Origin of the sequence: Pseudomonas sp. YuFO8 (assembly GCF_035065025.1) — a bacterium.
GTDB lineage: Bacteria > Pseudomonadota > Gammaproteobacteria > Pseudomonadales > Pseudomonadaceae > Aquipseudomonas > Aquipseudomonas putida_AE.
The window spans coordinates 52,523-70,564 of sequence record NZ_JAXDEQ010000031.1 but is presented as its reverse complement, the minus strand read 5'-3'; the positions used below and the strand labels follow the sequence as shown (position 1 = coordinate 70,564).

Annotated in this window: 14 protein-coding genes and 1 pseudogene; 9 read left to right on the top strand and 6 right to left on the bottom strand. The window is 61.5% G+C overall.

Translation table 11 applies throughout. The features are described from left to right. Nucleotides 1-113: 113 nt before the first annotated feature. Complete coding sequence (locus tag SOP95_RS23350) at nt 114-650, bottom strand: TetR/AcrR family transcriptional regulator (protein WP_323608470.1); 537 nt, start codon at nt 648-650, stop codon at nt 114-116. 127 nt (nt 651-777) lie between these two features. Between SOP95_RS23350 and SOP95_RS23345 the strand changes: the two genes are divergently transcribed. The 3 genes from SOP95_RS23345 to SOP95_RS23335 all read left to right on the top strand — a co-directional run bounded on the left by SOP95_RS23345 (nt 778) and on the right by SOP95_RS23335 (nt 5,186). Continuing rightward, on the top strand, nt 778-1,968 hold the full coding sequence (locus SOP95_RS23345; RefSeq protein ID WP_323608469.1) for an MFS transporter: 1,191 nt from the start codon (nt 778-780) through the stop codon (nt 1,966-1,968). An 86-nt stretch (nt 1,969-2,054) separates the two neighbouring features. Further along, nucleotides 2,055-3,206: a TDT family transporter gene (locus SOP95_RS23340; protein WP_323608468.1), complete on the top strand. Its 1,152-nt coding sequence runs from the start codon at nt 2,055-2,057 to the stop codon at nt 3,204-3,206. A gap of 105 nt (nt 3,207-3,311) precedes the next feature. Next, complete coding sequence (locus SOP95_RS23335; RefSeq protein ID WP_323608467.1) at nt 3,312-5,186, top strand: MFS transporter; 1,875 nt, start codon at nt 3,312-3,314, stop codon at nt 5,184-5,186. A gap of 132 nt (nt 5,187-5,318) precedes the next feature. On the opposite strand, the gene SOP95_RS23330 is transcribed toward SOP95_RS23335, so the two are convergent. From SOP95_RS23330 to SOP95_RS23310, 5 genes are all read right to left on the bottom strand, one after another. Further along, the gene (locus SOP95_RS23330; RefSeq protein ID WP_274074936.1) at nt 5,319-6,245 is read right to left on the bottom strand and encodes a GGDEF domain-containing protein; all 927 of its coding nucleotides are present in this window, start codon (nt 6,243-6,245) and stop codon (nt 5,319-5,321) included. A 360-nt stretch (nt 6,246-6,605) separates the two neighbouring features. Then, nucleotides 6,606-7,346: a YciK family oxidoreductase gene (locus SOP95_RS23325; RefSeq protein ID WP_323608466.1), complete on the bottom strand. Its 741-nt coding sequence runs from the start codon at nt 7,344-7,346 to the stop codon at nt 6,606-6,608. A gap of 138 nt (nt 7,347-7,484) precedes the next feature. Beyond that, a complete protein-coding gene (gene mupP, locus SOP95_RS23320; protein WP_323608465.1) occupies nt 7,485-8,156 on the bottom strand; it encodes an N-acetylmuramic acid 6-phosphate phosphatase MupP in 672 nt (223 codons plus the stop codon). 4 nt (nt 8,157-8,160) lie between these two features. Further along, the gene (ubiG, locus tag SOP95_RS23315) at nt 8,161-8,859 is read right to left on the bottom strand and encodes a bifunctional 2-polyprenyl-6-hydroxyphenol methylase/3-demethylubiquinol 3-O-methyltransferase UbiG (RefSeq protein ID WP_274074939.1); all 699 of its coding nucleotides are present in this window, start codon (nt 8,857-8,859) and stop codon (nt 8,161-8,163) included. A gap of 58 nt (nt 8,860-8,917) precedes the next feature. Next, the gene (locus SOP95_RS23310) at nt 8,918-10,252 is read right to left on the bottom strand and encodes a TRZ/ATZ family hydrolase (RefSeq protein ID WP_323608464.1); all 1,335 of its coding nucleotides are present in this window, start codon (nt 10,250-10,252) and stop codon (nt 8,918-8,920) included. A 108-nt stretch (nt 10,253-10,360) separates the two neighbouring features. Between SOP95_RS23310 and mtnA the strand changes: the two genes are divergently transcribed. From mtnA to hisC, 6 genes and pseudogenes are all read left to right on the top strand, one after another. Next, complete coding sequence (gene mtnA / locus SOP95_RS23305; protein ID WP_274074941.1) at nt 10,361-11,437, top strand: S-methyl-5-thioribose-1-phosphate isomerase; 1,077 nt, start codon at nt 10,361-10,363, stop codon at nt 11,435-11,437. Nucleotides 11,438-11,863: 426 nt separating this feature from the next. Then, the gene (gyrA, locus tag SOP95_RS23300) at nt 11,864-14,518 is read left to right on the top strand and encodes a DNA gyrase subunit A (protein WP_323608463.1); all 2,655 of its coding nucleotides are present in this window, start codon (nt 11,864-11,866) and stop codon (nt 14,516-14,518) included. A gap of 59 nt (nt 14,519-14,577) precedes the next feature. Beyond that, nucleotides 14,578-14,691 (top strand): annotated as a pseudogene (locus SOP95_RS23295) (outer membrane lipoprotein carrier protein LolA); the annotation flags it as partial. A 28-nt stretch (nt 14,692-14,719) separates the two neighbouring features. Continuing rightward, entirely contained in the window at nt 14,720-15,805 is a 1,086-nt protein-coding gene (gene serC / locus SOP95_RS23290) for a 3-phosphoserine/phosphohydroxythreonine transaminase (protein WP_274074943.1), read from the top strand. Continuing rightward, on the top strand, nt 15,805-16,899 hold the full coding sequence (pheA, locus tag SOP95_RS23285) for a prephenate dehydratase (RefSeq protein WP_027620100.1): 1,095 nt from the start codon (nt 15,805-15,807) through the stop codon (nt 16,897-16,899). Before serC ends, pheA begins: the two co-directional genes overlap by 1 nt. Before the next feature lie 13 nt (nt 16,900-16,912). Further along, nucleotides 16,913-18,025 carry a histidinol-phosphate transaminase gene (hisC, locus tag SOP95_RS23280; protein ID WP_323608462.1) on the top strand — a complete coding sequence of 371 codons (1,113 nt, stop codon included), beginning with the start codon at nt 16,913-16,915 and terminating at the stop codon, nt 18,023-18,025. Nucleotides 18,026-18,042: the final 17 nt, after the last annotated feature.

Sequence of the window (18,042 nt, the reverse complement as noted above, 5' to 3'; positions counted from 1 at the left end):
AAAAAGCGGCATAAACACCGTAATCGGTGTCCGGGATTACTTGACCAGTTCAAGCTCGCTCCTACAGGGGGCCGCGATCCCTTGTAGGAGCGAGCTTGCTCGCGAAGGCGGCTTTATTGACCCAACGCTATGTCGATCAACCGATGCAGCTCCTCACTCTCCAGCGCCGCCTCGGAAAACAGGATGCGAAACACAATGGGGGCCGCCACCATGTTGATCAACCGATCGACACCGGGCTTCGGCTGATCCGGATAGCGATCCAGAATCACCTGTAATTGCCCGCCAATGATGGTCGCGCAATAGCTCGGCTTCAGGCTCGCTTGCACATCGCGCAGCATGTTGCGACCAGGCGCGGAACTCATCTCGTCCAGGTACTGATCCGCCCAGGCTCGCACATCGCCCGCCAGGCTGCCGGTGTTGGCCGACTCGGTTTCCGGCTGCATACGGGCCAGGGCGACGTCCGCCAGCAGCGCCGACAAATCGCCCCAGCGCCGATAGATGGTCGAAGGCGTGACGCCCGCGCGCGCGGCAATTTGCGGCACGGTGACGCTGGCGCGATCCTGCTCTTCGAGCAGTTCGCGCACGGCGGTATGAATCGACTCCTGAACCCGGGCGCTGCGGCCGCCGGGGCGTAAAGTGGGTGCTGTCATCGCATGTTTCCTGTTTCGCGGGCCCTGTAGGGCCATGCAGCGGACCTTAACACAAAGAATTTGCTTTAAACGGCACTCGGTAGCACACTCCGCAAAAGCAAAAAATTAGCTTTTGCGGAGTGTGCCCATGTCCAGTTCTCATTCAAACCGTGCAAGCCTGTGGTTCCTGGCAATCACCCTGCTCGGTTTCCTGGCTGCCTCCACGGCGCCAACGCCCTTGTATCACTTGTATCAGGAGCAGCTGCAGTTTTCTGCCGCCATGCTTACCCTGATTTTCGGCGTGTATGCCCTCAGCCTGCTGGCCGCGCTGCTGACGGTGGGTTCGCTCTCGGATTACCTGGGGCGCAAGCCGGTGATTTTCACGGCTGTCGTGCTCAACAGCGTGGCGATGCTGTTGTTCATTTACGCCGATAGCGTCGCCTGGCTGATCGGTGCCCGGGTGCTGCAAGGTTTCGCCACCGGCATGGCGACCGCCGTGCTCAGTGCCACCTTGCTCGACGTCGATCGCCAGCAGGGTCCGCTGATCAACAGTGTTGCGCCGTTGCTCGGCATGGCCATGGGCGGCATGGGTTGCGGCCTGCTGGCGGAGTTTGCGCCCGCGCCCCTGCAGTTGACCTACTGGCTGTTGCTGGCCCTGTTTGTGTTGCAGGCCGTGTATGTCTGGCGTTTGCCAGAGAGCGTATCGCCCCAGGCCGGGGCATGGGCATCGTTGCGCCCGACACTGCATGTCCCCGTGCAAGCGCGCGCCACCCTGTGGCGGGTCTTGCCGCTCAATGTGGCGACCTGGGCGCTCGGCGGTTTTTACGCATCGCTGGCGCCGTCGCTGGTGCGTACAGCCACGGGTTCGACCTCGAACCTGATTGGCGGAGCAACGGTGGCAGCCTTGACCTTGACCGGTGCTGCGATGATTTTCACCCTGCGCAATCAACCCGCCAGCAAGGCGCTGCAACTGGGCACAGTTCTGCTGCCGACAGGTATCGTGCTGATCCTGCTGGGCGTGCACAGCGCGAGTCTGCCCCTGTTTTTCCTTGGCACACTCGTCGCCGGCTGCGGCTTCGGTGCGGGATTTCTAGGTGCCGTGCGCAGCCTGGTGCCGCTGGCCTTGCCCCATGAACGGGCCGGATTGATGTCGGCGTTTTATGTGCTCAGTTACCTGGCGTTCTGCCTGCCGTCGTTCCTGGCCGGGAACCTGACGCATACGTTCGGCCTGGTGGCGACTGCCGATGGTTATGGTGCGGGGCTGATCGTCTTGTCCGTCGGCGCGATGTTGATGGCGTGGCGTCAGCGTACGGGGAATGATTGTTTATCTGCAAAATAGATAACAGTTAGAGATATTACCCGTTATATCGATATTCTATCCGGATCTATGATGGGCTCCACCTCACCCGAGGAGAGGAGTTCGCCATGACATGCCCCAACACCATCAAGCCCGGTATCAAGCCGTTTAGTCATTTGCAGCACCCGCGCGAGGTCATTCGCCAGTTCACCCCTAACTGGTTCGCCGCCACCATGGGCACCGGCGTGCTGGCCTTGGCGCTGGCGCAATTGCCCGTTGCCAATCCCGTTCTGCACGTCATTGCCGAAGGGCTTTGGCTGTTCAATATTTTTTTGTTCCTGTTGTTTACCCTGCTGTACGCGGCGCGCTGGGCGCTGTTTTTCGATGAGGCGCGGCGGATTTTTGGCCACTCCACGGTTTCGATGTTTTTCGGCACCATCCCCATGGGCTTGGCGACCATCATCAACGGCTTCCTGGTGTTCGGCTTGCCGCGCTGGGGCGACGGCGTGATTGCCCTGGCCGAGACGTTGTGGTGGCTGGATGTGGCGATGTCGCTGGCGTGCGGCGTACTGATTCCCTACCTGATGTTCACCCGCCAGGAGCACAGCATTGACCAGATGACAGCCGTTTGGCTGTTGCCGGTGGTCGCGGCGGAAGTGGCGGCGGCCAGCGGTGGCCTGTTGGCGCCGCATCTGGTCGATGCCCATTCGCAACTGGTGATGCTGGTGACCAGCTACGTGCTCTGGGCATTTTCCCTGCCGGTGGCGTTCAGCATCCTGACGATTCTGCTGCTGCGCATGGCGCTGCATAAACTGCCCCACGAAAACATGGCCGCTTCGAGCTGGCTGGCGCTCGGGCCGATTGGCACCGGTGCCTTGGGCATGTTGCTGTTGGGCGCCGATGCGCCGGCAATCTTCGCCGCCAACGGTCTGTCGGGCGTCGGTGAAATTGCGGCGGGGCTGGGCCTGGTCGCCGGGATCACGCTGTGGGGCTTTGGCCTGTGGTGGATGCTGATGGCCGTGCTGATCACCCTGCGATATCTGCGCGCGGGTATCCCTTTCAATCTTGGCTGGTGGGGTTTCACCTTTCCGTTGGGCGTCTATTCTCTGGCAACGTTGAAACTGGCCAGCACGCTGCACCTGACGTTTTTCAGTGTTTTCGGGTGTGTGCTGGTGAGCATGCTGATCGTGATGTGGCTGATCGTCGCCAAGCGTACGGTGCAAGGTGCCTGGCGCGGCGAGCTGTTTGTCTCGCCGTGCATTGCAGGATTGAAGAAATAACCGGCAAAGATTAGGTAATGTGTGGCCTGGATCGACGTGCGACATTCCAATCACTGTATCCACGCCACTCGCTACCCACTCTTAAGCTTCAGGGACACATGGAAGATGAGTCACCCTTCACAGTTCACCTTGCTGCGCACCCGGCGTTTCCTGCCGTTCTTCGTGACCCAGTCCCTCGGGGCGTTCAACGACAACATCTTCAAGCAGTCCTTGATCCTCGCCATCCTGTACAAGCTGTCGATCGAAGGTGACCGTTCGATCTGGGTCAATCTGTGTGCGCTGCTGTTCATCCTGCCGTTTTTCCTGTTCTCGGCGCTGGCCGGGCAGTTCGGCGAGAAGTTCGCCAAGGACGCGCTGATCCGCCTGATCAAGCTCGGGGAAATCGTCATCATGGCGGTGGGCGCGGTGGGCTTCCTGTTCGACCACCTGTCGTTGATGCTGGTGGCGCTGTTCGCCATGGGCACGCACTCGGCGCTGTTCGGGCCGGTGAAGTATTCGATCCTGCCCCAGGCCCTGCATGAAGACGAACTGGTTGGGGGCAACGGCCTGGTGGAAATGGGCACCTTCCTGGCGATCCTGGCCGGGACCATCGGCGCCGGCATCATGATGTCGTCCAGTCACTACGCGCCAATCGTGTCCACCGCGATCATCGCCATCGCTGTCCTCGGCTACCTGGCCAGCCGCGGTATTCCCCGGGCGGCAGCGGCCACGCCGAACATGCGGCTGAACTGGAACATCTTCAGCCAGTCCTGGGCCACGCTGAAACTGGGCCTGGGACAGACCCCGGCGGTGTCGCGGTCGATTGTCGGCAACTCATGGTTCTGGTTTGTCGGGGCGATCTACCTGACGCAGATCCCGGCCTATGCCAAGGAGTGGATGCACGGCGACGAAACCGTGGTGACCTTGATCCTCACGGTGTTCTCGGTCGGTATCGCCTTGGGGTCGATGCTTTGTGAAAAGCTTTCCGGGCGCAAAGTCGAAATCGGCCTGGTGCCGTTCGGCTCATTTGGGCTGACCGTGTTTGGCCTGTTGCTGTGGTGGCATTCCGGCGGGATTCCCGACAGTGCCCTGGGCCATGGCTGGATCGAGATCCTCGGTTTCGGCCACACCTGGCTGGTGTTGCTCGACATCCTCGGCCTCGGGGTTTTCGGCGGTTTCTACATCGTACCGCTGTATGCCCTGATCCAGTCGCGTACTGCCGAGCACGAACGGGCTCGGGTGATCGCCGCCAACAACATTCTCAACGCGCTGTTCATGGTGGTGTCGGCGATTGTCTCGATCATCCTGCTGAGCATGGTCAAGCTGTCGATCCCGCAGTTGTTCCTGGTGGTGTCGTTGCTCAATATCGGGGTCAACGCCTACATCTTCAGGATCGTGCCCGAGTTCACCATGCGTTTCATGATCTGGCTGCTCAGCCATTCCATGTACCGCGTGGAGCATCGCAACCTGGACCTGATTCCCGATGAGGGGGCGGCGTTGCTGGTGTGCAATCACGTGTCGTTCGTCGATGCCTTGCTGATTGGCGGTGCGGTACGCCGGCCGATCCGCTTCGTGATGTACTACAAGATCTATAACCTGCCGGTACTGAATTTCATCTTCCGCACCGCGGGGACCATTCCCATCGCGGGCCGTCAGGAAGACATCCAGATCTACGAAAAGGCCTTCACGCGCATTGCGCAATATCTGAAGAACGGCGAGTTGGTGTGCATCTTTCCCGAGGGCAAATTGACCGCCGATGGCGAGATCGACGAGTTCAAGGGCGGGCTTACGCGCATTCTCGAAGAAACCCCGGTGCCGGTCATTCCCCTGGCATTGCAGGGCTTGTGGGGGAGCTTCTTCAGCCGCGATCCGGGCAAGGGCCTGTTCCGCCGGTTGTGGTCGCGGGTGACGTTGGTGGCAGGGCCGGAGGTGGCCGTTGAGGCGGCGCAGCCGGCGAGGCTGCAGGCCATGGTGGGTGAGTTGCGTGGCGCGGTGCGGTAGGTCCGAAGAGGTAGGAGGTCGTCGCGATGGCGACCTCATAGGCGACCCATCGCTCACGGCTATACCCGATCTACTGTGGGAGCTGGCCTGCCGGCGATGGCGCCCGCAAGACCAACACAAGGTCGCCTCGAGTCACCCCGCCATCGTCAAGCGATTACGCCCCTCACGCTTGGCGACGTACAGCGCACTGTCGGCCCTGCGTAACAGGCTCTCGGCGGATTCTCCCGGCAGCAGGGTTGAGCAGCCGAGGCTGACCGTCAGCTCGACCGTGCAGCCATCGGCCGGATAATCCTCGGTCTGCGCTGCGCATCGCAGGCGTTCGCCGACCAGGGCCGCCGCTTCCCGGCTGGTGTTGGACAGCAAAATCAGGAACTCTTCGCCGCCGTAGCGAAACACCATGTCGACGTTGCGCAACTGATTCTTGATCGAGGCGGCCACGGCCTTGAGCACGTCATCGCCAGCGCCGTGCCCATGGGTGTCGTTGATCTGCTTGAAGTGATCGATGTCCAGCATCAACAAGGACAAGGGTTGCATATGCCGTCGTGCCAGCTCGATTTCCCGCTGCAGCGTCTGGTCCATGGCGATGCGATTGCCGGTGTCCGTCAGCGGGTCACGCAACGCACTTTGGGTGGCGGCACGGTATAGCAAGGCGTTGCGCATCGGGAACAGCAGGGCGGCCAGCAGGGATTCCAGATGGCCCTGTTCCTGCTCGCTGAAACGCTGGTTGCGGCGAAAGACCAGTTCGCCCAGGTGCTCGCCTTCGTGGCTCAGGCTGTAGCTGATCGAGTGGTGGCCCCGCAGGCCGAATTCCAGGCGCAAGTCACTGCTCTTGTGCTGATAGCTCAAGGCATCAAGGGGTACCAGTCGTTGGATTTCGCGGTAGAACAGCCCGAGTATGCGTTGCGGCTCAAGGCTGGTTTGCAGCTGCAGGTTCAATTGCTGGCGCAACTGCGCAAGGCTGACGGGCCTCTCCAGAATCGGCGGCTGCTGACCAAAACCCAGGCGTTGCAATTTGGCGCTGTCGAAGTCAATTGCGTTGGTCTGGGAAGGTGGTTTCATATGGCGTGCGCCCTTGAGCAGTAAGGCTGTCTTACAAGCTGGGGGCGAGCAGTCTCAGGCTGCGCGTCATACTGGTCCGTCAGTCCCGTAGGACATTTCGTACAAGCTTAATCTGCTTTATCGCAGATTAGTAATCTGCGATTTGGCATCGCCCCCTCTGCTTTTTCGCAGCTAGTCGGGACAAATTCAGAGCGAAAGTCGTGCCATTTACCGATTTTGATAAAAAACCGTTATGAATCAACAACTTGAATGTTTGTTAAGTTGGCGAAGGACAATGTGCGACGGTTGTTTGACTGAAGTGGCGCTGTCGCTGGAGTGCCGCGTCGGGAAGCCGACGCGGCACAAATGCGACGTACGGTATTACTGGGCGTTGAATGCCTGGCCGTTGATACCGGTGCTGTCCGGGCCCATCAGGTAGAGGTAGACCGGCATGATCTCCTCGGGGGTTGGGTTGTTCAGCGGATTTTCACCCGGATACGCCTGGGCGCGCATGCTGGTGCGGGTGGCCCCCGGGTTGATACTGTTGGAGCGCACAGGCGCCACGGTGTCGACTTCGTCGGCCAGGGTTTGCATCAGGCCTTCGGTGGCGAATTTCGAGACGCCGTAAGCACCCCAATACGCGCGACCCTTGCGGCCGACGCTGCTGGAAGTGAACACCACCGAGGCATCCTGGGACAGCTTGAGCAGGGGCAGCAGGGTGCTGGTCAACATGAACATGGCGTTGACGTTGACCTGCATGACGCGCATGAAGTTTTCGCCGGACAGCTGTTCGATCGGGGTGCGCGGACCGATGATCGACGCGTTGTGCAGCAAACCGTCGAGGCGGCCGAATTCGCCCTCGATCATCGCGGCCAGCTCATCGTACTGATGGGGCAGGGCGGTTTCCAGGTTGAACGGGATCACCGCCGGTTGCGGATGGCCAGCGGCTTCAATCTCGTCATAGACCTGGGTCAGGTTGGCTTCGGTCTTGCCCAGCAACAGGACGGTGGCGCCATGGGCAGCATAGGTTTTGGCGGCGGCGGCACCAATGCCACGGCCAGCGCCGGTGACCAGGATGACCCGGTCCTTGAGCAGATCGGGGCGGGCGGAATAATCAAACATAAAAACCTCAACCAATCAGAATACGAGCGTCCGTTACGCGGTCCCTTGTAGGAGCTGGCTTGCCAGCGAAGGCGGCCAAAAGATCGATGCAAATTTCAGGGGCCTCTTCGCTGGCAAGCCAGCTCCTACAAAAAAACTTCAGCAGCCACAGAGGGCGCTATCGAGCACCTTGCGCAACTCCAGCGGATGATCGACCACCACATCCGCGCCCCAATGCCGCGGATTGTCGTCCGGGTGGATATAACCGAACGTCACGGCGGCCGTCTTCGTGCCGGCATCGCGCCCCGATTCGATATCGCGCAGGTCATCGCCCACGAACAGCACGCTGGCCGGGTCGAGGTCGAGCATCTTGCAGGCGAGGATCAGCGGCTCCGGGTCAGGCTTGCTGTTTTTCACGTGATCCGGGCAGATCAGCAGCGCCGAGCGCTCGGCCAGCCCCAGCTGCTGCATGATCGGCTCGGCGAAACGCAGCGGCTTGTTGGTGACCACGCCCCAGATCAGGTTGGCCTTCTCGATGTCGGCCAGCAGTTCGCCCATGCCGTCGAACAGCTTGCTGTGCACCGCGCAACCCACCAGGTAGCGCTCGAGGAACTCCAGGCGCAATGCCTCGAAGCCCGGCGACTCCGGGTCCATGGCGAAGGTCACAGCGACCATTGCCTTGGCACCGCCGGAGATTTCGTCGCGGATGTGCTTGTCGTTGATCGGTGGCAAACCCCGGTCGGCACGCATCGCCTGGCAAATCGCAATGAAGTCCGGCGCGGTGTCGAGCAGGGTGCCGTCCATGTCGAAAAGAACTGCTCTGATACGCATCGGCTTACTCCTCGCGCAGGGTCTGGATCATGTAGTTGACGTCCACGTCGGACGCCAGTTTGTAATGCTTGGTCAACGGGTTGTAGGTCAGGCCGATGATGTCCTTGACGGTCAGGCCGGCCATGCGGCTCCAGGCACCGAGCTCGGAAGGGCGGATGAATTTCTTGAAGTCGTGGGTGCCGCGTGGCAACAGCTTCATGATGTATTCGGCGCCGACGATGGCGAACAGGTACGCCTTCGGGTTGCGGTTGATGGTGGAGAAGAACACCTGGCCGCCCGGCTTGACCATACGGAAACAGGCGCGGATCACCGAGGACGGGTCCGGCACGTGCTCGAGCATTTCCAGGCAGGTGACCACGTCGAACTGCTCCGGCATCTCCTCGGCCAGGGCTTCGGCGGTGATCTGCCGGTATTCGACGTTCACGCCCGATTCCAGCTGATGCAGTTGAGCGACCGCCAGTGGCGCTTCGCCCATGTCGATGCCGGTCACGGTCGCGCCGCGCTGGGCCATGGCTTCACTGAGGATGCCGCCGCCGCAACCGACGTCGAGGACTTTCTTGCCGGCCAGGCTGACGCGTTCGTCAATCCAGTTGACCCGCAGCGGGTTGATGTCGTGCAGCGGTTTGAATTCGCTCTCGCGGTCCCACCAGCGATGGGCCAGGGCTTCGAATTTGGCGATTTCGGCGTAGTCGACGTTGCTCATGGTTTAAGTCCTCTAAAACTTGAAAAATCCTGTAGCCCCGGGGTTGAGTCCGGGGGACTTACGATTCTTTGCGGCCGCTGATGCGCTGGCCCCAGGCCTTGGCGGTGGCGACGAGTTGCTGTTCGTCCATCCGTGTCAGGCGGCGGTCGTCGAGCAGTTGCTTGCCCGCGACCCAAAGGTGTTTCACGCAATCGCGGCCGGATGCATATATAAGCTGCGAAACCGGGTCGTAGACTGGCTGCTGGGCCAGGCTCGAGAGGTCGAAGGCGACGATGTCGGCGGCCTTGCCGACTTCCAGCGAGCCGACCTCGGCTTCGATCCCCAGTGCGCGGGCACCGTTGAGGGTGGCCATGCGCAGGGCGCTGTGGGCGCTGAGAGCCGTGGCCGAGCCCGCGACGGCCTTGGCCAGCAGGGCGGCGGTGCGGGTTTCGCCCAGCAGGTCCAGGTCATTGTTGCTGGCGGCGCCGTCGGTGCCGATGGCGACGTTGACCCCGGCCTGCCACAAGCGCTCCACCGGGCAGAAACCGCTGGCCAGCTTCAGGTTCGACTCGGGGCAGTGAATGACATGGGTGTTGCTTTCTACCAGCAACGCCAGGTCTTCCTCGCTGATCTGGGTCATGTGAACCGCCTGGAAGCGCGGCCCCAGCAAGCCCAGGCGCGCCAGGCGGGCCAGCGGGCGTTCACCGCGCTGTTCGAGCGCTTGCTGCACTTCGAAGGCGGTTTCATGCACGTGCATGTGGATCGACGCGTCCAGTTCTTCGGCGATCACCCGGATTTTTTCCAGGTTTTCATCGCCCACGGTGTAGGGTGCATGGGGGCCGAAGGTGATTTTGATGCGTTCGTGATGCTTGAGGTCGCCAAACAGCTCGACGCCCTGGCGGATCGCCTCGTCCGCGGTGCTGGCGCCCGGGATCGGGAAGTCGAGGATCGGAATGGCGATTTGTCCGCGGATGCCGCTGTTATGTACGCGCTCGCTGGCAACCTTCGGGAAGAAATACATGTCAGAGAAACAGGTGATGCCACCCTTGAGTTGCTCGGCGATGGCCAGGTCCGTGCCGTCGCGGACGAAATCCTCGTCGACCCACTTGGCTTCGGCCGGCCAGATATGGTTTTCCAGCCAGGTCATCAGCGGCAGATCGTCGGCCAGGCCACGGAACAGGGTCATTGCCGCATGCCCGTGGGCGTTGATCAGGCCGGGGCTGAGCAGGATGTCCGGCAATTCGCGCACTTCGGTTGCGTTAAGCTGCAGCGCAGCGCTGCGTGGACCGATGAAGGCGATGCGCCCGTCGCGGATGCCCAGGGCATGATCCTTGAGCACGACGCCAGCGGGTTCGACGGGTACCAGCCAGGTCGGCAGCAACAACAGATCGAGCGCAGGGGCAGTGTTCGGCATCGAGGATCGGTTCCAGTGCTTTTGTAAAGGATGGCGAAGTATACCCGAGCGTCTTCGCCGGGGGATCGCTATAATCGGCGGCTTTTGTTTCTGACTGCGGGGTGTTTGATGCGCGATCGACTGTTGGCTGCTGAGAAAGTGAAGGCCATCGATTGGCGTGATGGCACCTTGTACCTGCTGGATCAGCGAGTTTTGCCGTTCGAGGAAACCTGGATCGCCTGCACCAGCGCGGCGGCAGTGGCCGAAGCCATTCGCTCGATGGTAGTGCGCGGCGCGCCGGCCATTGGCATCAGTTCCGCCTATGGCGTTGTGCTGGCGGCGCGCGCCCGGTTTGCCGAGGGCGGGCACTGGCAGGCGGCGCTGGAGGAAGATTTTGCGCTGCTCGCCGATTCCCGTCCGACCGCGGTCAACCTGTTCTGGGCCCTTGGGCGCATGCGCGAGCGTCTGGATCGCCTGAAAAAACACGCAGATCCGCTGTCCGTGCTGGAAGCCGAGGCCCTGGCCATTCATGAAAGCGACCGCGAAGCCAACCTGACCATGGCGCAACTGGGCGTCGACCTGATCCGCAAGCACCAGGGCAACGCCCAGGCGATCATGACCCATTGCAACACCGGCGCACTGGCCACCGGTGGGTTCGGCACGGCGCTGGGGGTCATTCGCGGTGCCTTTATCGAGGGCATGGTCGAGCGCGTGTATGCCAGCGAAACCCGTCCATGGTTGCAAGGCTCCCGACTGACGGCCTGGGAGCTGGCCAACGAAGGCATTCCGGTGACCCTGCATGCCGACTCCGCCGCGGCGCATATCATGAAGATAAAGGGCGTCACCTGGGTCGTCGTCGGCGCAGATCGAATCACCGCCAATGGCGACGTGGCCAACAAGATCGGCACCTATCAGATGGCGGTCAATGCCATGCACCACGGCGTGCGCTTCATGGTGGTGGCGCCGAGTTCGACCATCGACATGAACCTGGCCAGTGGCGACGACATCGTGCTCGAGGAGCGCGATGGGCGCGAGCTGCTGGAGGTAGGTGGCCAGCGGCTCGGCGCCGATGTCGATGCGTTCAACCCGGTGTTCGACGTAACCCCGGCGGACCTGATCGATGCGATCGTCACCGAAAAAGGCATCGTCGAGCGACCGGATACGGCGAAAATGACCCAGTTGATGTGCCGCAAGCGCCTCCATTGATTGCCGTGGCGTTTGAAAGGACGCCATCGCCAGCAGGCTGGCTCCCACAGGGTTTGTGATCGACACAGATCCCTGTAGGAGCGGGCTTGCCCGCGAAGAGGCCCTGAAAGACAGTGAATCAGCCTGAATCAACCCCCCAATTCAGCATTCAACTCGGCTCTAAGCCTCTCTGATCCCCTTCAAGCCTGTCATCGGTCAACTAACTATGCTCCATGCGCATCAGGGGGATAGGTGCGTGGCGGCTCTTGTGATAACATCCGGCGGTTTCCAAGGTTGTCCCGCGGGGCGACCTTTACTGCGCAGATCCATGGCATAACTCGTTGATTTGTCGTAAGTCGGTGCACGGCACTCAGCCTGCAGCGGCGAGCTTCGTTCGTCCCATATGGATGTGACGAAGTTTCACCAGAAAAAGGAATCAGGCTTCTCATGGGCGAACTGGCCAAAGAAATCCTCCCGGTCAATATCGAAGACGAGCTGAAGCAGTCCTATCTCGACTACGCGATGAGCGTAATTGTCGGGCGGGCACTGCCGGATGCGCGCGATGGCTTGAAGCCCGTGCACCGGCGCGTGCTGTTCGCGATGAGCGAGCTGGGCAACGACTTCAACAAGCCGTACAAGAAATCTGCCCGTGTTGTCGGTGACGTGATCGGTAAGTATCACCCGCACGGTGATACCGCGGTGTACGACACCATCGTTCGGATGGCGCAGCCATTCTCCCTGCGCTACCTGCTGGTAGACGGCCAGGGCAACTTCGGTTCGGTGGACGGCGACAACGCCGCGGCCATGCGATACACCGAAGTGCGCATGACCAAGCTGGCGCACGAGCTGCTGGCCGACCTGCATAAGGAAACCGTGGACTGGGTGCCGAACTACGACGGCACCGAAATGATCCCGGCGGTCATGCCGACCCGTATTCCCAACCTGCTGGTCAACGGCTCCAGCGGTATCGCCGTGGGCATGGCGACCAACATTCCGCCGCACAACCTCGGTGAAGTCATCGACGGTTGCCTGGCGCTCATCGACAACCCCGAGCTGACCGTCGACGAGCTGATGCAATACATCCCGGGTCCGGACTTCCCGACCGCCGCGATCATCAACGGTCGCGCCGGCATCATCGAAGCCTACCGCACCGGTCGCGGCCGCATCTACATGCGCGCCCGCTCGATGATCGAAGACATCGACAAGGTCGGTGGCCGCCAGCAGATCGTCATCACCGAACTGCCTTACCAGCTGAACAAGGCTCGCCTGATCGAGAAGATCGCCGAGCTGGTAAAAGAGAAGAAGCTCGAAGGCATCACGGAACTGCGCGACGAGTCCGACAAGGACGGCATGCGCGTCGTGATCGAACTGCGTCGTGGCGAAGTGCCTGAGGTGATCCTCAACAACCTCTACGCCCAGACCCAGCTGCAAGCGGTATTCGGCATCAACATCGTGGCGCTGATCGACGGCCGTCCACGCATCCTGAACCTCAAGGACCTGCTGGAAGCCTTCGTCCGTCACCGTCGCGAAGTCGTCACCCGCCGTACCGTGTTCGAACTGCGCAAGGCGCGCGAACGTGGTCACATCCTGGAAGGTCAAGCGGTTGCCCTGTCGAACATCGACCCGGTCATCGCCCTGATCAAGGCCTCGCCAACCCCGTCGGAAGCCAAGGAAGCGCTGGTCAGCACCCCTTGGGAGTCCTCCGCCGTTGTGGCGATGGTGGAGCGTGCCGGCGCCGATTCGTGCCGTCCGGAAAACCTCGACCCGCAATACGGCCTGCGCGACGGCAAGTACTTCCTGTCGCCAGAGCAGGCGCAAGCCATCCTGGAACTGCGTCTGCACCGCCTGACCGGCCTGGAACACGAAAAACTGCTGGCCGAGTATCAAGAGATCCTCAACCAGATCGGCGAGCTGATCCGCATCCTCAACAGCGCCACGCGCCTGATGGAAGTGATCCGCGAAGAGCTGGAAGTGATCCGTGCCGAATACGGCGACGTGCGTCGCACCGAGATCCTCGATGCCCGTCTCGACCTGACCCTGGGCGACATGATCCCGGAAGAAGATCGCGTCGTGACCATTTCCCACGGTGGCTACGCCAAGACCCAGCCATTGGCTGCGTACCAGGCCCAGCGTCGTGGCGGTAAAGGCAAGTCGGCCACCGGCGTCAAGGATGAGGACTACATCGCTCACCTGCTGGTGGCCAACAGCCACACCACGCTGCTGCTATTCTCCAGCAAGGGCAAGGTGTACTGGCTGAAAACCTACGAAATCCCTGAAGCGTCCCGCGCCGCCCGTGGTCGTCCGCTGGTCAACCTGCTGCCGCTGGATGATGGTGAATACATCACCACCATGCTGCCGGTCGAGGAATACACCGAGGGTCACTTCATCTTCATGGCCACCGCCAACGGCACCGTGAAGAAGACCCCGCTGGAATCCTTCAGCCGTCAACGCAGCGTCGGCCTGATCGCGCTGGAGCTGGACGAAGGCGACGTGCTGATCTCCGCGGCCATCACCGATGGCGAACGCGAAGTCATGCTGTTCTCCGACGGCGGCAAGGTGACGCGCTTCAAGGAATCCGACGTTCGCGCCATGGGCCGTACCGCCCGCGGTGTACGCGGCATGCGCCTGCCGGAAGGGCAGAAGCTGATTTCCATGCTGATCCCGGAAGAAGGCAGCCAGATCCTCACCGCTTCGGCGCGTGGTTACGGCAAGCGCACTGCGATCACCGAGTTCCCTGAGTACAAGCGTGGCGGCCAGGGCGTGATCGCCATGGTCAGCAACGATCGTAACGGCCGTCTGGTCGGTGCGGTCCAGGTGCTCGATGGCGAGGAGATCATGCTGATTTCCGACCAGGGTACCCTGGTACGTACCCGTGTCGACGAAGTGTCCAGCCTGGGTCGTAACACCCAGGGCGTGACCCTGATCAAGCTGGCCAGCGATGAAACGCTGGTCGGTCTGGAGCGGGTCCAGGAGCCGTCGGAAGTCGAGGGTGAAGAGCTGGAAGGTGAAGAAGGTGCCGGGTTCGAGGGCAATGTCGTGATCGACGAAATCGTCGAGGACCAGCAACTCGACGCCGCCGCTGACGAAGAACCACAGGAATAAGCGGGTAAACAGGGGGCGGATGAAAATTCGCCCCCTTGTTGTTTGTCCCTTTTGAAATAATGAGATCCCCTGTAGGAGCGAGCTTGCTCGCGATGGTCGTCAACGATAACGCAGAGCGTCTGGTGCACCCTTGCGCTCTCAGGTTTTTCGCGAGCAAGCTCGCTCCTACAGTGATACCACCAAATCAGAGCGAGATTGGATGTGAGCAAGAGAGCCTATAACTTCTGTGCCGGTCCTGCGGCGCTTCCCGAAGCTGTCCTGCAGCGCGCCCAGGGTGAACTCCTCGACTGGCACGGCAAGGGTCTGTCGGTCATGGAAATGAGCCATCGCAGCGATGAGTTCGTGTCCATCGCCACCAAGGCCGAGCAGGATCTGCGTGATCTGCTGAATATCCCCTCGAACTATAAAGTGCTGTTCCTGCAAGGTGGCGCCAGCCAGCAATTTGCCCAGATTCCCCTGAACCTGCTGCCGGAAAATGGCTCCGCGGACTATATCGACACCGGTATCTGGTCGCAGAAAGCCATCGAAGAAGCGTCGCGCTTCGGCCACGTCAATGTTGCCGCCACCGCCAAGCCCTACGACTACTTCGCCATTCCTGGCCAGAACGAATGGAAGCTGTCGAAAGACGCGGCCTACGTGCACTACGCACCGAACGAAACCATCGGCGGCCTGGAATTCCAGTGGATTCCCGAGACCGGTGATGTTCCGCTGGTGGCCGACATGTCCTCGGACATCCTTTCGCGTCCGGTGGATGTCTCGCGCTTCGGCATGATCTACGCCGGCGCCCAGAAGAACATCGGCCCGAGCGGCATCGTGGTCAACATCGTGCGTGAAGACCTGCTGGGTCGCGCCCGTTCCCAGTGCCCGACCATGCTCGACTACAAGGTCGCGGCCGACAATGGCTCGATGTACAACACCCCACCGACCCTGGCCTGGTACCTGTCCGGCCTGGTGTTCGAGTGGCTCAAGGAGCAGGGCGGTGTCGAAGCCATCGGCAAGCTCAATGACGTCAAGCAGCGCACGCTGTACGACTTCATCGACGCCAGCGGCCTCTACAGCAACCCGATCAACAAGTCGGACCGCTCGTGGATGAACGTGCCGTTCCGCCTGGCCGATGACCGTCTGGACAAGCCGTTCCTGGCCGGTGCCGACGAGCGTGGCCTGCTGAACCTCAAGGGCCACCGTTCCGTGGGCGGCATGCGCGCCTCCATCTATAACGCCGTCGATATCAACGCGGTCAACGCGCTGGTGGCGTACATGGCAGAGTTCGAGAAGGAACACGGCTAATGTCTGAGCAAGAACTCAAGGCACTGCGCGTTCGCATTGATGCTCTGGACACTAAAGTCCTGGAGCTGATCAGTGAGCGTGCGCGTTGCGCCCAGGAAGTCGCGCGAGTAAAGATGGCCTCGCTGGCCGAAGGCGAAGTGCCGGTGTTCTATCGTCCCGAGCGCGAAGCTCAAGTGCTCAAGCGTGTCATGGAGCGCAACCAGGGGCCGCTGGGCAACGAAGAAATGGCGCGGCTGTTCCGCGAAATCATGTCCTCGTGCCTGGCTCTCGAGCAGCCGCTGAAAGTGGCGTACCTCGGTCCTGAAGGCACCTTCACCCAGGCTGCGGCCATGAAACACTTCGGCCACGCCGTGATCAGCAAGCCGATGGCGGCCATCGACGAAGTGTTCCGCGAAGTGGCGGCCGGTGCGGTGAACTTTGGCGTGGTCCCGGTGGAAAACTCCACCGAAGGCGCGGTCAACCACACCCTCGACAGCTTCCTCGAGCACGACATGGTGATCTGTGGCGAAGTCGAGCTGCGGATTCACCATCACCTGTTGGTCGGTGAAAACACCAAGACCGACAGCATCAGCCGCATCTACTCCCACGCCCAGTCCCTGGCCCAGTGCCGCAAGTGGCTGGACGCCCATTACCCGAATGTCGAGCGCGTGGCGGTGTCCAGCAACGCCGAAGCGGCCAAGCGGGTCAAGGGCGAGTGGAACTCGGCGGCGATCGCCGGCGACATGGCGGCCGGCCTCTACGGGCTGACTCGCCTGGCCGAGAAAATCGAGGACCGCCCGGACAACTCCACGCGCTTCCTCATGATCGGTAACCAGGAAGTGCCGCCGACCGGCGACGACAAGACGTCGATCATCGTCTCGATGAGCAACAAGCCGGGCGCGCTGCACGAATTGCTGGTGCCGTTCCACGACAACGGCATCGACCTGACGCGAATCGAGACCCGTCCGTCGCGCAGCGGTAAATGGACCTACGTGTTCTTCATCGATTTCGTCGGCCACCACCGCGATCCGCTGGTAAAAGGTGTGCTGGAAAAGATCAGCCAGGAAGCAGTAGCACTCAAAGTGCTGGGTTCCTACCCGAAAGCAGTTCTCTAAGGGGCGGTAGCAAATGAGTGGCAATTTCCTCGCTCTGGCACAGCCGGGCGTGCAACAACTTTCGCCATACGTTCCGGGCAAGCCCGTGGACGAACTGGCGCGTGAGCTGGATCTCGATCCGGCCAGCATCGTCAAGCTGGCAAGCAACGAAAACCCGCTGGGTGCCAGTCCCAAGGCCCTGGCGGCCATCCGTGAAGAGTTGGCTGAGCTGACCCGTTATCCGGACGGCAACGGTTTTTCGCTCAAGACCCTGCTGGCCGAGCAGTGCCGCGTCGAACTTAACCAGGTGACGCTGGGCAATGGCTCCAACGACATCCTTGAGTTGGTGGCGCGCGCCTACCTGGCGCCAGGCCTCAACGCGGTGTTCAGCGAACATGCGTTTGCGGTCTACCCGATCGTGACCCAGGCCGTCGGCGCCCAGGCCAAAGTGATTCCGGCCAAGGACTGGGGTCATGACCTGCCGGCGATGCTGGCGGCCATCGACGCCAATACCCGCGTAGTGTTCATCGCCAACCCGAACAACCCGACCGGGACCTGGTTCGATACCGAGGCGCTGGACGAATTCCTCCAGGACGTGCCTGAGCACGTGCTGGTGGTGCTGGACGAGGCCTACATCGAATACGCCGAAGGCAGCGACCTGCCGGACGGCCTGGACTTCCTCGCGGCTTACCCGAACCTGCTGGTGTCGCGCACATTCTCCAAGGCCTACGGCCTGGCGGCGTTGCGCGTCGGCTATGGCTTGTCCACCGCCGTGGTCGCCGATGTGCTGAACCGCGTGCGCCAGCCGTTCAACGTCAACAGCCTGGCCTTGGCCGCTGCCTGCGCTGCGCTTCAGGACGCCGAATACCTGGCTGAAAGCCGTCGCCTGAACGAGTCGGGCATGCAGCAACTGGAAGCGGGTTTCCGTGATCTGGGGCTGGGCTGGATTCCATCCAAAGGCAACTTCATCTGCGTTGACCTCGGTCAGGTGGCGGCCCCGGTGTTCCAGGGGCTGCTGCGCGAAGGCGTGATCGTGCGTCCGGTGGCCAACTACGGCATGCCGAACCACTTGCGCATCACCATTGGCCTGCCGGCGGAAAACAGCCGCTTCCTCGAGGCGCTGGCCAAGGTTCTGGCCCGTGGTTGATGTCACTGCACTGCAAT

What these genes read in the sequence shown, in the direction of transcription:
- SOP95_RS23350 (WP_323608470.1), bottom strand. Translation starts at nt 650, where the DNA reads ATGACAGCACCCACTTTACGCCCCGGCGGCCGCAGCGCCCGGGTTCAG.
- SOP95_RS23345 (WP_323608469.1), top strand. Translation starts at nt 778, where the DNA reads ATGTCCAGTTCTCATTCAAACCGTGCAAGCCTGTGGTTCCTGGCAATC.
- SOP95_RS23340 (WP_323608468.1), top strand. Translation starts at nt 2,055, where the DNA reads ATGACATGCCCCAACACCATCAAGCCCGGTATCAAGCCGTTTAGTCAT.
- SOP95_RS23335 (WP_323608467.1), top strand. Translation starts at nt 3,312, where the DNA reads ATGAGTCACCCTTCACAGTTCACCTTGCTGCGCACCCGGCGTTTCCTG.
- SOP95_RS23330 (WP_274074936.1), bottom strand. Translation starts at nt 6,245, where the DNA reads ATGAAACCACCTTCCCAGACCAACGCAATTGACTTCGACAGCGCCAAA.
- SOP95_RS23325 (WP_323608466.1), bottom strand. Translation starts at nt 7,346, where the DNA reads ATGTTTGATTATTCCGCCCGCCCCGATCTGCTCAAGGACCGGGTCATC.
- mupP (WP_323608465.1), bottom strand. Translation starts at nt 8,156, where the DNA reads ATGCGTATCAGAGCAGTTCTTTTCGACATGGACGGCACCCTGCTCGAC.
- ubiG (WP_274074939.1), bottom strand. Translation starts at nt 8,859, where the DNA reads ATGAGCAACGTCGACTACGCCGAAATCGCCAAATTCGAAGCCCTGGCC.
- SOP95_RS23310 (WP_323608464.1), bottom strand. Translation starts at nt 10,252, where the DNA reads ATGCCGAACACTGCCCCTGCGCTCGATCTGTTGTTGCTGCCGACCTGG.
- mtnA (WP_274074941.1), top strand. Translation starts at nt 10,361, where the DNA reads ATGCGCGATCGACTGTTGGCTGCTGAGAAAGTGAAGGCCATCGATTGG.
- gyrA (WP_323608463.1), top strand. Translation starts at nt 11,864, where the DNA reads ATGGGCGAACTGGCCAAAGAAATCCTCCCGGTCAATATCGAAGACGAG.
- pheA (WP_027620100.1), top strand. Translation starts at nt 15,805, where the DNA reads ATGTCTGAGCAAGAACTCAAGGCACTGCGCGTTCGCATTGATGCTCTG.
- hisC (WP_323608462.1), top strand. Translation starts at nt 16,913, where the DNA reads ATGAGTGGCAATTTCCTCGCTCTGGCACAGCCGGGCGTGCAACAACTT.